We start from the raw sequence: 13,933 nt of genomic DNA on the forward strand, positions 1-13,933 counted from the left end.
TTCTCCATGCATGCGCCGCCCTCCGTGGCCGGATGCGGCAGAAGTGTTGGTTTATCGTTTTGGGTAGGTCTGGGTCAGGTGGCTGTTGACCACATGCCCGCGACGTAGCACGAGATTGGCTAGCGCGGCTCGGTCTTTCTGGCTATGGCTGGCCTGGCCAAGCAGGCCGAAATAGCTGTTTGCCGTCTCGCGTAGGTTCTCTGCGGGCGCAGCAGCGGTGCTCTTCATGGCCTGGGCGACCGACTTCTTGCGAGTGGTGCGCCTCCAAGGCTTGATCACATGCCCGACGAAGTCCACGCCGCGGTCAATTGGCTGCAGGATGGTCTTCGACGGGTTGAGCCTGACGCCCAGGCTGGGCAGGAAGTCTTCGATCTGCCGGAGCCAGTCATTCAGCTGCTGCGGTGACTCATGCAGCAGCACGAAGTCGTCGACGTAGCGGATGTAGTGTCTGGCCTTGAGCGTGTGCTTGCAGAACTTGTCCAGGGCGTCGAGGTAGACGTTGGCGAAGAACTGCGACGACAGGTTACCGATGGGCAGGCCAAGGTACGCCGGCTGCGCGGTGAGGCGCTTGTGCTGCGGTACCCGGGTGAACAGGTGCGCTGGGCTGCGCTCGACATAGCTCTCCCGCGGGTCATGCATCAGCACCTGCAGGGCCAGTTGCCTGAACCAAGGCTCATCGATGCGGCTGGCCAGCTGCCGGCCCAGCACGCGCTTGTCGATCGACACGAAGAAGTTGGCCAGGTCGCACTTGAGGTAGAAGCCAGGCCGCGACCAGTTCTGCGTCTGGCTGCGGATCTTCGCTTCGAGCCGCTTACCGGCGTACAGCGTGCCGCGTCCTGGGATACAGGCGCAGCTGTCCGCTATGAAGCTGCTCTCGATGCTGGGGCCGATGCGGTTGTACAGCAGGTGGTGCACGATGCGGTCGCGGAAGTCGGCGGCCCATACCTCGCGAGCCTTTGGCCGAGTGACCACAAAGCATATGGAACGGCCTGGCCGGTATTGGCCGGTGACCAGGTCGCGGTGTAGCGCCGTCAGGTTCTGCTCCAGGTTCATTTCGAAAGCCAGCGCGCTGTTGCTGTTGCGCTTCGAGCGCCGGCAATCGTAGTAAGCCTGAACCAGTTCGCTGAACCGGTAGGGGATCGAATCTGCGGACGGGGCGGACACGGAGCTCGTTGTTCTTGTCGTTGTTGTTCTGATTGCCATCATCGAAGTTCATGTTGAATGCGTTGTTGGCTGAGCGCTGCGACCGGTCGTGCTATCTACGTCGCCCCGGTGATCACTCATCGGGGAAACTGCGCTGGACCTACGCGGACGCTTTAGACCGGCGGTATCCATGGATGTTCGTGAAGCTGCCTGCGCCCTCAATCTTGACGCCGTACTCGCCCCAGGCGCCCACCAGTTCATGCTCGGCTCCGGCAGTGATGTGCAGGCAGCGCACACCGGTGTCAGGGTCGCGGGTGATGCCGGTGACAAAGCCGCCACCGTAGGCCTGGCCGATTGCTGGGATTTCTGCTTTTTCAACTGCGCTCATGTGCTGCTCCTTGGCGTGCAGGCAACAAAAAAGGCGCTGCTGCGCCCCTGTGTTCGAATGAATGAAGGATTAAATGAAGAATCTGCGGACGGGGCGGACACGGAGCTCGCTGAGCTTGCCGTCGTAGGACTGAAAGCCAACATCGAAGGTCATGGTGAATGCGCTGGTGGCTGAGCGCTGCGAGCTGCTCCAGTAGGCGCCTTCCGTGATCAAGCCATGCACCCAGGCCTGATAGAGCTGCGAGGCCGCTGGCAGATCGAAGTCGGAATGACCATCAGCTTGGTATGCCCGAGCTGCCTCTGCAGCTGGGTGGCTGCCTTCAGCAATCAACGCATCAGTGTTTGCCTTGCCGTCGTGGCGACTGGTTGCCTTCGACTCCTGATTGCGGCCATGCAGGCGATGGATCATCAGCGTCATCGCCTCGCCCTGTTCCTCGATCCCGGCCCACTCCATCAGTTCCAGCAGGGCCTGTTTAGTCCCTGGTCTAACCTTCAAGCGCAGGTCTTCTTCCTGCAGGCGCTCAGCCTTCTCGCGCCTGCGCTCGTCACGCTGCTGCTGCGTCAGAGCCATCATCGCCTCCATTGCGCACAAAGCGGGTGCCCGGCGCATACTCCAGCAGGTCGCACACCCGGTTGATGATCTTGAGCGCGGCGTCGAACACCTTGGCGTCGTCCGGATCGCGGGCCAGGCGTTTCATGTTCGGCTGGCGCTCCAGGCAGACCTTGTCGACCAGGCGCCGGGCCAGCCTGCGCAGGTGGTCGGCGCTGTCGTGCACGCGCAGGCTCAACGCAAATGCCAGGGCCACATCATCAGGCTGGTACTGTCCGCCGCTGCGGGTGTTGTACAGCTTCTTGACCGGCCGATTCATCCAGGCCGGCAGGGTTACCACTCCAGAGGGCGCTTTCTGCATGTCTGTGCTCCGTGAGGCCGCTGGGCGGCAGGTGGAACTGTTCTTGCCGCCGGCGCTGGCGGACCAGGTTGTTGATCCGCCTCATGCGGCGCGCGCCGTTTCGATCTGCTCGGTGACCTCGACCAGTTGCTGGGTCAGGTTCTCGATGGTGGCGGCGCCGCGCACGCGCTCAGCGCGGCCCCATTGGCAGCTTCGGTTGAACAGGAGCTGCAGGCTCTGCTCCAGTTCCTTCCGGCGCTGGAGCATGTAGAGGATCGTTGCGAGCGGCATCGCTAGGCACCTGCCAGGTGGTGGAGCGGGGCGAACGGGATGTCGTCGTCGAAGCTTTCGTAGTCCGGGCCGTTCGCGCCCTGCTGGTTCTGCTGCTGAGCGGCTGGCCGCTGTTGGGAGCGCTGTTGCTGCCGGGGCTGCTGTGCTGACTGGTTGCCCTGCGACTGCTGCGGCGGGCTGCCGGCAAACTTGATGATGATCACCCGGCCGGTGAGCTTCACGCCTTGGGAGCGGTCGGACTTGGTGTAAGTCTCGACATGCGCATCGTCGATGGTGAAGTGGACCTGCTGGCCCTTGAGCAGGTATGGCGCCATGGCCTCGGCCTGCTTGCCCCAGAGCGTGGCGTCGAGCCGAAGCAGGTGATTATCGGGGTGGAAGATGCAAGCAACCCTGAAGCTGAATAAGCCCCAGTTCGAATTCATCAGCCACCCGAAGAAGTTCTCTGCGTTCGTGGGCGGCTACCGTAGCGGCAAGACTTTCGTCGGCTGCGTGCGCATGTGCATCAACGCACTGGAGCACCCAAGGATCCCTCAGGGCTACTTTGCGCCAACGTACCCGCACATCGCGGACATCTTCTACGACACCATTCCGGTCGTTGCTGAGGCGTTCGGCCTGGTCGCGGACATTGTGCCGAGCAACAAGCGGGTGCACCTGCGCGACCGCCGAGGGCGGCTGCTATCCACGATCATCTGCAAGAGCATGGAGCACCCGCACAAGATTGTGGGCTTCAACATTGCCCATGCCCTGGTGGATGAGATCGACTGCATGCCGATCAAGAAGGCCGACAGCGCGTGGAAGAAGATCATTGCTCGGATGTCGACCGTCTGGCCGAGCCGCAGCGAGAACACGGTGGATGTGACCACCACGCCGGAGGGATTCAACTGGGTCTATCGCAAGTTCGTGTGCGAGATCGCCGAAGACCCTGAGCAGTCCGGCCTGTACGGCATCGTCCACGCCTCAACGCGGGACAACGCCAAGAACCTACCGCTCGACTACATACCATCGCTGCGCAAGTCCTACCCAGCCAACCTGGTGGATGCGTACATCGACGGGAAGTTCGTCAACCTGACCTCTGGTTGCGTTTACCCGAACTTCTGCCGGCGGCTGAATCACACGGATGAGGTGATTCGCCCGGGCGAGCCGCTGCACATCGGCATGGACTTCAACATCAACCGCATGGCTGCCTGCGTATTCGTGATGCGCGAGGGCAGGGCGCTGATGCTGGACGAGTTCACCAAGCTGTTCGATACGCCCGCAATGGTCGCGGCGATCAAGGCGCGGTACCCAGATCGCAACATCACGATCTACCCGGATGCCAGCGGCAAGAACCGCAAGAGCGTCAACGGCAGCGAATCAGACCATGCACTGCTGCGCCAGGCCGGGTTCGGAGTTCAGGTAAACCCTTCGAACCCGCTGGTTCGCGACCGGGTGCTGGCAGTCAACGCCCAGCTCCTGAATGGCCATGGAGAGCGCTCACTGCTCATCAACACCGACCGTTGCCCGCAGACAACGCAAGTTCTTGAGCAGCAGGCATACAACGAACACGGCGAGCCGGCGAAGGACGGCACCGAAGATCCTGCCGACGCATTCGGCTACTTCGTCGTCCAGCGATTCCCGATCAACGTGGCGCTGGTAATGACCCAATCCCTGAGAATGTAAGCATGAGCGATAACCCGAGTTTCACCCTGCCAGCTGTCGACGAGATGCGCCGATACTGGGCGGTGATTTCGCCGCTCATGGGCGGGACGCTGTCGATGCGTGCTGCTGGTCCGGCGCTGCTGCCGAAGTACCCGGCCGAGGATGACGATGTTTACAAGTCGCGCCTGGCGCAGTCCACGCTACTTCCGGCTTACTCCGAGACGGTCAGCAACATGACCTCCCGTGTCTTTGCTGAGCCTCTACAGCTTGGTGACGACGTGCCGGCAGAGATTGCCGAGATGGCGCAGGACATCGACCTGGCCGGCGACGACCTGAACAACTGGGCTGTTGAGTTCTTCCGTAACGGCCTGAGTCACGGTCTGTGCCACGCCTTTGTTGATCACCCCGCCACTGAGGCAGGGCGCACCAAGGCAGAAGAGCGCGCCGCTGGCGTTCGCCCGTAGCCAGCGCCACAAATAACACATGCGCCGTTTCGTGGCGCCGAATTCAAGAGCCTCGCCAAGTTCGGGGCTTTTTAATGCCTGCGGTTCGGATGGACGGGGCGCAACTGGGTCGGATGACCCGACAACGGCCGGATGGCCCAGAGAGACGACATGAAACTCAAGACTGTTGAAGTGGATGGCAAGCAGTATGCGGTGATCGAGGACGGGAAGCCGGTCTACGTGGAGGACGATGGCAAAGAAGTCGCCTTCGACGCAGCAGGCACCCGAAGCACCATCACCCGCCTTAACGCCGAGGCCAAGTCGCATCGAGAGCGTGCCGATGGATTCGAGAAGACCGCCAAGGCCTTCGAGGGCATCGAAGACGCTGCAGCCGCGCGCAAGGCCTTGGAAATCGTCGCCAACCTCGACGCCAAGAAGCTGGTGGATGCCGGCGAGATCGAGAAGGTGAAGGGCGAGATCAGCAAGGCCTTCCAGACTCAGTTGGACGAAGCCAACGGCAAGGCGCAGACCTTCGAGCAGCAACTGTATGCCGAGAAAATCGGCGGCAGCTTCGCCCGCTCGCAGTACATCGCCGAGAAGATGGCAGTACCGGCTGACATGGTGCAGGCCACCTTCGGCAACAGCTTCAAGATCGAGGAAGGCAAGGTCGTCGCCTACGACGCCCAGGGCCAGAAGATCTTCAGCCGCTCCCGCCCTGGTGAGCTGGCCGACTTCAACGAAGCGCTTGAAACCCTCGTCTCGCAGTACCCGCACCGCGATCACATCCTCAAGGGCACCGGTGCTCAAGGCACAGGCGCCCACACGACCAATGGTCAAAAGCCCCAAACCAAGGGAAGCCTCGGCGGTGACAAGGCAGCGCGCCTGGAAGCCATCAAGGCCATGACCGCAGACGCTTAAGGAGCCAACATGGCACTTTCGAACATGAAGGTATTCAACGAATACCTCAAGAAAACCACCATCGAGACCCTGCAGCAGGACGTTGAGAAGTTCAACGCCGCGTCGGCCGGCTCGATCCGTCTTACCACTCAAGGTATCGACGGTGACTTCCTGCAGGAATCGTTCTGGGCTGGCCTGCACAGCGCTCAGCGCCGTGTTGACCGCTATGCCGCGAACGGCGCCCAGTCGTCGACCCCGCTCGCTCAGAAGCAGTATGACGCGGTGAAGATCGCCGGCGGCTTCGGCCCGATCATCTGGGAGCCCGCGCAGCTGTCCTGGGTGCAGAAGAACCCGGAGGAGGCGCTGGAGGTCATCAGCCGAAACCTGTCCGAGTCGATCATGTCGGACCAGCTGAACACCGCCATCGCGGCCCTAGTCGCGGCCATCGGTAACCAGTCGGCAGCGGTGAACGACGTATCTGCCACCGCCGGCATCACCTACGTTGGCATCAACAACGCCCACGCTCTGTTCGGTGACGCATCCCAGCGCCTGGTGGCTCAGGTAATGACCGGTGCCATGTATCACAAGCTGATGGGGCAGAACCTGGCCAACGCTGAGCGCCTGTTCACCTTCTCGGGCGTCCAGGTGGTCGACATCCTTGGCAAGGCGGTCATCGTCACTGACGCTGCCGCGCTGTACGAGGCTGGCACCCCGAACAAGGAGAAGGTGCTGAGCCTGGCCGATGGCGCAGCGGTGGTGATGGACGGCTCCGACCTGATCACCAACATCGAAACCTCCAACGGCAAGGAGCGTATCGAGACCACCATGCAGGCCGACTACACCTTCGGCCTGGGCCTGAAAGGCTACACCTGGGACACCGCCAACGGCGGCAAGTCGCCGACCAACGCCGAGCTGTCCACTGGCACCAACTGGGACCTGGTGGCGAACAGCATCAAGGCCTCGGCCGGCGTGCTGACCATCGGCGACGCCACCAAGTAACCGGTACCGCGCCCTCCGGGGCGCCTTCCCCAGGAGATCGCCATGAGCGAGAAAGTGATTTACGAGAAACACCCGGTCAGCCCTGAGCGAAAGGCCGAGCTGCGGCAGAAGGGGTACAAGATCATAGATGCGCGCTTCGCGCCCGATGGCTACGAGCATCCGGAGCCGCTGAAGGAGGCCAAAGGCTCGAAGGCTGGCAAGTCGGCTGCCGAAAAGAAGGCAGCCGAAGAAGCCGAACTGAAAGCAAAGCTGCAGGCCGCCCTGAGCGAGAAGGGCGTGCAGTTCGCGCCTGAAGCCACCCTGGAAGACCTGCAGAAGCTGCTGGACGAGGCCAAGTAATGACCATCTACATCACCGTCGAGCAGGTAGACGCCCTGCTTGGGCCGACCTGGGCGCCCGACGACCAGAAGGCCCGGGCGGTGCTGATGGCCAACACCTGGCTCACCAACCAGCGCCTGCCTGAGTTCGACACAGTTCCCGCTGATGTCGTGCAGGCGGGCGCGGAGGTGGCGGTAGAGGCGGCTGCGGGCAACCTGTACCAGGCGAAGGAAACCGGTGTGCTGAGCAAGTCTGTGGATGCTGACGGTGTGTCGAGCAGCAAGACCTACTCGGCAACGTCCAAGGCCATAAGCGCGGGCGAGTCGTTCGCCTTGGCCCTGCTGGCGCGGTATCTGGGCAGCGGCCAGGTCAAGATCGTCAGGGGGTGACATGGGGCTTCGACGCGAGTTACAGGCCGAGCTGGCCAAGGCCTTCGATACGGATCTGGCCGACGCAGTGGCGGTGGTCGATGGCAGCCGGTCTGTGCCTGGCACCTACGACCCTGAGAAGGGCGGCAGTACGCCGGCGACAACGCTGTACTACGCCGGTCGCGGCGTCTTCGGCCAATACAAGGCTCGAGAGATCGACGGTACCAGAATCCTTGCCTCCGATGTGCGGCTGAAAGCCCTGCAGAATGAGCTGCTGATGACGGAGGCCGGGGCTATTACCGGCACGCCTGCAGCTCCAGCTATCGGCGACCTCATCAGCGGGTATCGCGTGGTGAACGTTGGCCAGGATGCAGCCAAGGTCACCTGGACTATCCAACTGAGGAAGTGATCATGCCGCGCGGCCAGCACATGAAAGATCGCTACGGCGGGCTGAATGGAAGCTTCTCTGCCCAGCTGCAGCAGTTCGCAGAAGCTGCCGCGGAGGCCGTAGAGCTCACATTCCGTGAAGTGGTCATAGCCATCGGGCGCAACCTTATTGTGATGTCGCCGGTTGGGAACCCTGACCTCTGGAAGGTGAATGTCGAGTCTCAGGACAGGGCCGGGGGGCAGGTTGCTGCCTATAACGCGAAAGCAGCCAGTATCAACGCCGCGATCACTGCGGACTCATCGAACTTCACCAAGAACGGCAACCTGAAGCGCGGTATCAAGTATCGAAAGCCGCTGACGAAGCGTGAGCAGCTGGAGAACTACGGCTACGGCGCCGGGGTGCGCCGTGTGGGCCAGGGCTATGTCGGCGGTCGATTCCGTAGCAACTGGCAGCTTACTGCTGGCGCTCCAGCTTCAGGCGAGATCGACGACATCGAGAGTGCTGGCACCACTATTGCCAAATTGGTTGCTGCAGCTGGCGACCTGACCCTGGGAGAGGTCGCCTACATCGTCAATAACCTACCTTATGCAGTCCCTCTGGAGTACGGGCACAGCACCCAGGCACCGGCAGGCATGGTCAGGGTGACCATTGCTGACTTCCAAAACATCGTGAATAGAGTGATCGAGGCGAGAAAGGTATGAGCCATGCACGCGCCCGCCAAGCGATCGAGATTAAGTTGGCTGCCTGGGCCGCAGCTCGGCCAATCCGCGTGGCGAACTTCGAGCAGGCTTTCGAGCCAGGGCCTGACGAAACCTACCTGCGCGCCTTCCTAATCCCGGCCAGCACGACCTGCCGCTACCTGGGCAGTGAGGCCTACGAGTACACCGGGGTCTACCAGGTGAGCATCGTCTGCCCGGCGGGCCAGCCTCTGGCAACCGCTGAGATCCTGATCGACGAGCTTTCGAGCCTCTTCCGTGTTGACTCGGCGCTCAGCCGCAACGGCTTCGAGGGCATGGTCGTCGAGCCAGTAGAGCAGGGCCCAACCATCACCGAGTCGGCGACCTACACGGTCCCGGCCAGCTTCACCTGCCGCGGTGTCGCGGACCAACCGCCCGCTGGGGCATAACAACCGCCGCCCGGCGGACTATCAAGAGGAAACACACCATGGCCGCACGCTTCCCGCTGCCGAACGGTTCTGTGCTGGAAATTGCCAGCGTACTTGGCGCTGCCGTTGACTTCACCGCCCTGACCAACGCTGCGCCTCCTGTGGCTACCTCTGTTGGTCACAGCATCGAAAACGGCGACGTTCTTCTGCTGAGTTCTGGATGGGCGCGGATCACTGATCGCGCTGTGTTGGCGGCCAGCGTGGTTGCTGACACCTTCGCCCTGAAGGGCCTGGATACCACCGACACCGACGTCTATACCCCTGGCGCTGGCCTCGGCTCGGTCATGCCCGTAACTGCTTGGGCGCAGATCTCGAAGGTCACGGCATTCGCTGTGTCAGGCGGCGAGCAGCAGTACCTCACCGTTGGCTACCTGGAAGACGATGATGATCGCCAGATGCCGACCAACCGCAACCCGTTGTCGATCTCCATCACCGTGGAGGACCAGCCGGCCGCTGGCTATGTCAGCGTGATCGAAAAGCTGGGTGACACCAAATCCCTGGGCGTGGCCACCGGCCTCGACTACGCCGCTATTCCAGCCGCTGCCGCAATGCTCGGCATCAAAAGACGCGATCTTATGGGTGTCTTCCCCGACCTGCGCATCATGGAGCACGAGGCGCTGGGCGTGATGGCTGAGGCGATGGAATAGAACTGACGCGGCCAGGCCGCAGGAGAAGAGCATGCAGCAGAGCTATGTGCTGACGATCTGGAACCTGTTCACGATGAGCGGGAGCGACGTATGCGGCGCCCAAGCAGTTATCGCAATCATGGACGGTGACGCAGAGGTCGATCGCCTGATCATCGCAGGCAAGGTCAAAAACCCAGGCGACTATCGCCGGGCATACACCGGCAAGTCCGGCTTGACGGCACAAGTTGTGTCCGGACCTGGTGAGCTTGGGTTTGTCTGGGAGGCATCAGTGGGGGGCCGGGGTCAGCCAGTCATTGCCTGGCGCAGTCACTTGAGCAGCCCGCCAAGTCGGGCGCCAGTAGAGGTCGATGTGCAGGATGGGCACGCCGAATATGTATTCGGCGGCCCAGTTCGGCTAGTTGAAGGGGAGCGGATAGAGGTCTGTGAAGGGAAAGTTTTCTATTCGATACGCCCAGCAGGTGGTTGATTGAGGTGCTTTAGGGTGCCAGCCAGCGCAGCATCACTTGTGTGATATCCGGCTACGTTTACCTGGATCAATGCAAACTGCTTGCTCACTTCGTCGATGTCGGCGTATAGCTCCTTAAAGCCCTTGGTCGATAGGAATGCCTGCATGCCCTTGTGGTCATGCACGGCCTTACCTTCAAATGCTGCGTTTGTAGCGACCATCACCGCCTTGTCGTCTTCGGACAGAAGAAGATAGCGGAACAGGGTTGGCTCCATTTGACCTCCTAGGTCTTCATGCCCCGGTCCATGGGCTTTCCGGCAACGGGCTGGGGCGATTCATTGGGAGGCACAACGCTACTACGCCGCCATCCAGGCTGGATACTGGCTTTCCGTCCAGGGTGGATGGGTGGACAGACGAGCTGCGCGTAATACCATGCCACCCTGCCTTGTTGTATACTCCTTAGCCAATGAACACTGCCGGTGACGCCATGACCATCACTACCACGCAAAGTAAGGCCTCATGGTCGGGGCCATCCCTTGCCATTGCCGTTGCGGCGGCATGCGCGCTAATGGCTGGCAACGCTGCTTGGAAAGACGCGCCTGCGAAGCAGAAATCCGCTTCTGTATCCAAGTCCGCTAGCACTGATATGGAAACCTTGGTAGAAAGGGCCGTATCTGAGCTGAGCGACCTTGAGACAAGCATGTCCAAGTACACAAAGATTCTTTGCCAAGATCACGTTCCTGATAAGTACCTGCAAGATCATCCATTTGGGTTGATTGCAGATAACCTGCGCTTTGCAGAGAATCGCTTCAGAGAGTTTGGCGCGCCTAAGGGCGGAGAAGCTGATTACAATAAGCTGATTCGAGCCTTGGCGAAGGCTCGCTCAGTTGCAGCCATGAATGATTCCCTAATCAAGCAGCGTACTGTCGTTCCAGAGGTCTTTCACAGCGACGTAGATCTTGAGGGGCTGAGCAAGCTTACTGCGCACACCACGCAGCGTCTGATCAAGCAAATCAGCTAGTGCCAGTCCAGGTCGAAATCCATCCTGATCTCCGGGCGGACATTAAGTCTGCGCTCGCCAATTACCCGTTTACCATTGATCAGCTCAAGGCCGACTTTGCTGCTTGCATGGAGAGTGGCGGACTGAAAATCCCGAGCTACATGGGGTGCGATCAGCCATATCACGAGCCAGCCGCTGCAAGATCTGGACAGCTTCGCCATATTCACATCGCACTGCCTCCGCAGAAGTTCAAAGAGAAGGTTTGCCAGGCATACAGAAAGTGCGACAAAAATCTCCCGCATTTAGACGCGGCATTGGTCTATGTGCAGGGAGAGCTATACGAAGATCGCTACATGATCCTGGCATTTTTTGCTCCATATGCACATGAAAAGGCGAAGGTGGAAGAGGTTATGACTCGGCTAGGGATATTGGCCAAAGCATATCGAGATGCAAACTGACAGAAGCCCAGCCCAGCCCCGCGCTGGGCTTTTTGCATCTGGCGCCAGGCTCATTCCACCGGAGCTTTGGCGCTTCCTGCTGATGGTGGTAGATTGCCCTGCATGCAGACAGGGATGCTCTCGATGTGAATCCGTTAGAACTCCTTCAGCCGTATCTCTACGGGGCCGACGACACCATAAGCCACGAGTATGACCCGGCTACATATAGGCTCACTTTCGAGGATAAGAGGCAGATCGAGGAAGCCATACGGAAGCATGGGGCAGGCGCCCTGCAAAATGTCACCAAGGGCGGGGCGATGCTCTACCTTCGTTCCGCGATGCGATTCTCTGGCGAAGACGAAGCATATCTTCGATCTTTATTTGATCCAGATACTGTCAGATGGCGCGGCCTAGGTAATAACGCCTCCCGATACCCGCCGATTGTGAACCTCCCTGCTCCTGAAGGCGGGTGGCCGATCAAAGAAGAAAAGGTAGCCCTTCCCTACAGCCAGGCTCCGGAAGGGGTAGCCCTATCGCTGCTGACTAAAGATGGGTGGTCAGGAGTGCATACTGAGGGCAACACGCTCAGGTGTCTTTTCAGGGCAATCCTGCTCCCGTACTTAATCGAAAAAAACCCCTACCATCGAGTTGACCCAGTCAACACGCCGCTATGCCATGCAATTCATTACTTGATTCCTATGACTGCAATCGGCTTGGATGGAATCCTCGCCAACACGCGAGACGTACCTAGGAGGCCGATTGATGAAATGCACAAGTTCATCGAGTGGCGCCTCCATCAGCCGATATACGGTGTGCAAGACGATTTCATGAGGATAAGTTCCGCGCACGGTAGTGTGTGGCCCAAGACACCAGAGGCAGGTTTGGACGCACTAAAATACCTGTCTGCAGTGCCGTCTCGCTTCTGGCATGATCTTCTGGAAATCTATGCTCGCTTCGACGGAACCTTAAGTCATGGCTGGCCTGATCTTGAGCTTACAAATGGGCGTGAGATAGAAATGGTTGAGGTCAAGGTCAAGGATCGGCTCACCGCCAGCCAAAAGCTGACGATGCCGATTCTTATGGCGCTTGGCATCAAGTGTCGGGTTATCCGGTTAATGAACACCAAGAAGTGAGGGGCGGGGTAGGGATGCGATTTCTTTGGGGTGTGATTGCGATGATTGTGCTTTCCGGCTGCGGGAAGAGCGACATCGACAGGGCGCGAGAGGCGGTTGCCGAGCAACTGAAGGACCCAGCATCTGCGCAGTTTCGTAATGAAAGAGTGGTTGGAAACGATCGGACCGTTTGTGGAGAGGTGAACGGCAGAAACTCCGCTGGTGGTTATGCAGGTTTCACGTCCTATGCGGCTCTGCGCAAGGATGATGGGAGCTACATGGCCTTGCTGGAGAGCGAAGGTCAGAAAGTCATCGTGAGCTCCACGTGCGAGTGATCAGAGAGAAATTCCATTAACCCGCTTCGGCGGGTTTTTTATTGCCCGGAGGAAACATGAGCCAAGGCGATATTGCTGTACTCGGCATCAAAGTCGAATCAGGTGAGGCAGTCTCTGCTGCGGACGATCTCGATAAGCTGGCCAAGGCAGGAGAGCGTGCCGAGGTCGCAACTGGCAGCGTTGGCGTCCAGGCGAAAAGCTCCGGTGTATCCATCAAGGATCTGGCTGTCAGTACTCAATCGGCTGAGCAGGCCATGGACAGGTACGCACGCCAAGCCCAGGCGGCCGGCATGTCGACCAAGGCCTATACCTCGGCGCTCCGCGGCGTGCCCGCGCAGTTCACCGACATTGCCGTCTCGCTGCAAGGCGGCATGAACCCCTTCACCGTGCTGCTCCAACAGGGTGGCCAGCTCAAAGACATGTTCGGCGGAGTCGGCCCAGCTGCTCGGGCGCTTGGTGGGTACATCATCGGACTGGTAAACCCTTACACAGTGTTGGCCGCCGCAGTGGCTGGTGTTGGTGTTGCGTACTACAAGGGTTCGCAAGAAACGGAAGAGTTCAGGAAGGCGCTTGTTCTCACTGGCAATGCCGCTGGGACGAACGTCGGCGCCATATCGGACCTGGCGAAGCAGATCAGCACTACTATCGGCACCACCGGTGCGGCCGCTGAGGTTCTTGCCCAGGTTGCAAGTGGTGGAAAGATTGCGGGCGACAGTTTCGGCACGGTGGCGGCAGCTGCCATGCAGATGCGCGACGCAACGGGGCGAGCGGTAGAGGAGACCGTTGCAGAGTTCGTGAAGATCGGCAAAGACCCAGTGGCCGCCGCTCGCGAGCTGAACGACCAGTACAACTTCTTAACCGCCAGCACGTATGCCCAAATTGCAGCGCTGAAGGAGCACCCCTGGATCGTCTGGCTGTCAATACCGATGATTCTCTATCACCTTTGGATCATCCCTGGGCTAACCCCTTCCCCCATCCGCTTACGCCGCAAATGGGACCCCACCTTCAAGCGCCACGGTGACCCCTGACC

At 60.2% G+C, this 13,933-nt stretch carries 23 protein-coding genes; 16 read left to right on the forward strand and 7 right to left on the reverse strand.

Translation table 11 applies throughout. The annotated features are described in order from the left end of the window. Positions 1–51 precede the first annotated feature (51 nt). The 6 genes from ACQ4N9_RS09085 to ACQ4N9_RS09110 form a co-directional block, all read right to left on the reverse strand. A complete protein-coding gene (locus ACQ4N9_RS09085; protein ID WP_390969143.1) occupies positions 52–1,053 on the reverse strand; it encodes an RNA-directed DNA polymerase in 1,002 nt (333 codons plus the stop codon). A 250-nt stretch (positions 1,054–1,303) separates the two neighbouring features. Then, positions 1,304–1,531, reverse strand: coding sequence for a hypothetical protein (locus ACQ4N9_RS09090; RefSeq protein ID WP_390968964.1), 228 nt, complete (start codon positions 1,529–1,531; stop codon positions 1,304–1,306). 69 nt (positions 1,532–1,600) lie between these two features. Continuing rightward, positions 1,601–2,101 carry a hypothetical protein gene (locus ACQ4N9_RS09095; protein ID WP_390968962.1) on the reverse strand — a complete coding sequence of 167 codons (501 nt, stop codon included), beginning with the start codon at positions 2,099–2,101 and terminating at the stop codon, positions 1,601–1,603. Then, the gene (locus tag ACQ4N9_RS09100; protein ID WP_390968960.1) at positions 2,076–2,441 is read right to left on the reverse strand and encodes a hypothetical protein; all 366 of its coding nucleotides are present in this window, start codon (positions 2,439–2,441) and stop codon (positions 2,076–2,078) included. The genes ACQ4N9_RS09095 and ACQ4N9_RS09100 overlap by 26 nt, the downstream gene beginning before the upstream one ends. Positions 2,442–2,522: 81 nt before the next feature. Further along, positions 2,523–2,711, reverse strand: coding sequence for a hypothetical protein (locus ACQ4N9_RS09105; protein WP_390968958.1), 189 nt, complete (start codon positions 2,709–2,711; stop codon positions 2,523–2,525). Positions 2,712–2,713: 2 nt separating this feature from the next. Next, entirely contained in the window at positions 2,714–3,025 is a 312-nt protein-coding gene (locus tag ACQ4N9_RS09110) for a single-stranded DNA-binding protein (protein ID WP_390968956.1), read from the reverse strand. Between the two features lie 64 nt (positions 3,026–3,089). On the opposite strand from ACQ4N9_RS09110, the gene ACQ4N9_RS09115 reads away from it, so the two are divergent. The 11 genes from ACQ4N9_RS09115 (at position 3,090) to ACQ4N9_RS09165 (ending at position 10,040) form a co-directional block, all read left to right on the forward strand. Beyond that, the gene (locus ACQ4N9_RS09115) at positions 3,090–4,370 is read left to right on the forward strand and encodes a terminase large subunit domain-containing protein (RefSeq protein WP_390968954.1); all 1,281 of its coding nucleotides are present in this window, start codon (positions 3,090–3,092) and stop codon (positions 4,368–4,370) included. A gap of 2 nt (positions 4,371–4,372) precedes the next feature. Then, complete coding sequence (locus ACQ4N9_RS09120; RefSeq protein WP_390968952.1) at positions 4,373–4,813, forward strand: hypothetical protein; 441 nt, start codon at positions 4,373–4,375, stop codon at positions 4,811–4,813. A 150-nt stretch (positions 4,814–4,963) separates the two neighbouring features. Then, entirely contained in the window at positions 4,964–5,710 is a 747-nt protein-coding gene (locus ACQ4N9_RS09125; protein ID WP_390968950.1) for a DUF6651 domain-containing protein, read from the forward strand. Between the two features lie 9 nt (positions 5,711–5,719). After that, complete coding sequence (locus ACQ4N9_RS09130; RefSeq protein WP_390968948.1) at positions 5,720–6,688, forward strand: major capsid protein; 969 nt, start codon at positions 5,720–5,722, stop codon at positions 6,686–6,688. 42 nt (positions 6,689–6,730) lie between these two features. Next, positions 6,731–7,027, forward strand: a complete 297-nt coding sequence (locus ACQ4N9_RS09135; RefSeq protein WP_390968946.1) for a hypothetical protein — start codon at positions 6,731–6,733, stop codon at positions 7,025–7,027. Further along, positions 7,027–7,395: a hypothetical protein gene (locus ACQ4N9_RS09140; protein WP_390968944.1), complete on the forward strand. Its 369-nt coding sequence runs from the start codon at positions 7,027–7,029 to the stop codon at positions 7,393–7,395. Before ACQ4N9_RS09135 ends, ACQ4N9_RS09140 begins: the two co-directional genes overlap by 1 nt. 1 nt (position 7,396) lies before the next feature. Then, positions 7,397–7,783 carry a hypothetical protein gene (locus ACQ4N9_RS09145; RefSeq protein ID WP_390968942.1) on the forward strand — a complete coding sequence of 129 codons (387 nt, stop codon included), beginning with the start codon at positions 7,397–7,399 and terminating at the stop codon, positions 7,781–7,783. Between the two features lie 2 nt (positions 7,784–7,785). After that, entirely contained in the window at positions 7,786–8,463 is a 678-nt protein-coding gene (locus tag ACQ4N9_RS09150; RefSeq protein ID WP_390968940.1) for a hypothetical protein, read from the forward strand. Next, positions 8,460–8,888: a phage tail terminator-like protein gene (locus ACQ4N9_RS09155; protein WP_390968938.1), complete on the forward strand. Its 429-nt coding sequence runs from the start codon at positions 8,460–8,462 to the stop codon at positions 8,886–8,888. The genes ACQ4N9_RS09150 and ACQ4N9_RS09155 overlap by 4 nt, the downstream gene beginning before the upstream one ends. Positions 8,889–8,926: 38 nt before the next feature. Continuing rightward, the gene (locus tag ACQ4N9_RS09160) at positions 8,927–9,574 is read left to right on the forward strand and encodes a phage tail tube protein (protein WP_390968936.1); all 648 of its coding nucleotides are present in this window, start codon (positions 8,927–8,929) and stop codon (positions 9,572–9,574) included. 31 nt (positions 9,575–9,605) lie between these two features. Continuing rightward, a complete protein-coding gene (locus ACQ4N9_RS09165) occupies positions 9,606–10,040 on the forward strand; it encodes a hypothetical protein (protein WP_390968934.1) in 435 nt (144 codons plus the stop codon). Here ACQ4N9_RS09165 and ACQ4N9_RS09170 read toward each other — a convergent pair. Then, positions 10,013–10,294, reverse strand: coding sequence for a hypothetical protein (locus ACQ4N9_RS09170; RefSeq protein WP_390968932.1), 282 nt, complete (start codon positions 10,292–10,294; stop codon positions 10,013–10,015). The genes ACQ4N9_RS09165 and ACQ4N9_RS09170 overlap by 28 nt on opposite strands. Before the next feature lie 212 nt (positions 10,295–10,506). On the opposite strand from ACQ4N9_RS09170, the gene ACQ4N9_RS09175 reads away from it, so the two are divergent. The 5 genes from ACQ4N9_RS09175 (at position 10,507) to ACQ4N9_RS09195 (ending at position 13,931) form a co-directional block, all read left to right on the forward strand. Beyond that, positions 10,507–11,040, forward strand: a complete 534-nt coding sequence (locus tag ACQ4N9_RS09175) for a hypothetical protein (RefSeq protein WP_390968931.1) — start codon at positions 10,507–10,509, stop codon at positions 11,038–11,040. Beyond that, positions 11,040–11,477 carry a type II toxin-antitoxin system YafO family toxin gene (locus ACQ4N9_RS09180; RefSeq protein WP_390968929.1) on the forward strand — a complete coding sequence of 146 codons (438 nt, stop codon included), beginning with the start codon at positions 11,040–11,042 and terminating at the stop codon, positions 11,475–11,477. The genes ACQ4N9_RS09175 and ACQ4N9_RS09180 overlap by 1 nt, the downstream gene beginning before the upstream one ends. Positions 11,478–11,602: 125 nt before the next feature. Then, a complete protein-coding gene (locus tag ACQ4N9_RS09185) occupies positions 11,603–12,589 on the forward strand; it encodes a hypothetical protein (protein WP_390968927.1) in 987 nt (328 codons plus the stop codon). Positions 12,590–12,630: 41 nt separating this feature from the next. Then, a complete protein-coding gene (locus ACQ4N9_RS09190; RefSeq protein WP_390968925.1) occupies positions 12,631–12,903 on the forward strand; it encodes a hypothetical protein in 273 nt (90 codons plus the stop codon). A 56-nt stretch (positions 12,904–12,959) separates the two neighbouring features. Then, complete coding sequence (locus ACQ4N9_RS09195; protein WP_430932690.1) at positions 12,960–13,931, forward strand: phage tail length tape measure family protein; 972 nt, start codon at positions 12,960–12,962, stop codon at positions 13,929–13,931. Positions 13,932–13,933 lie beyond the last annotated feature (2 nt).

Origin of the sequence: Pseudomonas sp. ES1, assembly GCF_050586605.1 — a bacterium.
GTDB lineage: Bacteria > Pseudomonadota > Gammaproteobacteria > Pseudomonadales > Pseudomonadaceae > Aquipseudomonas > Aquipseudomonas sichuanensis.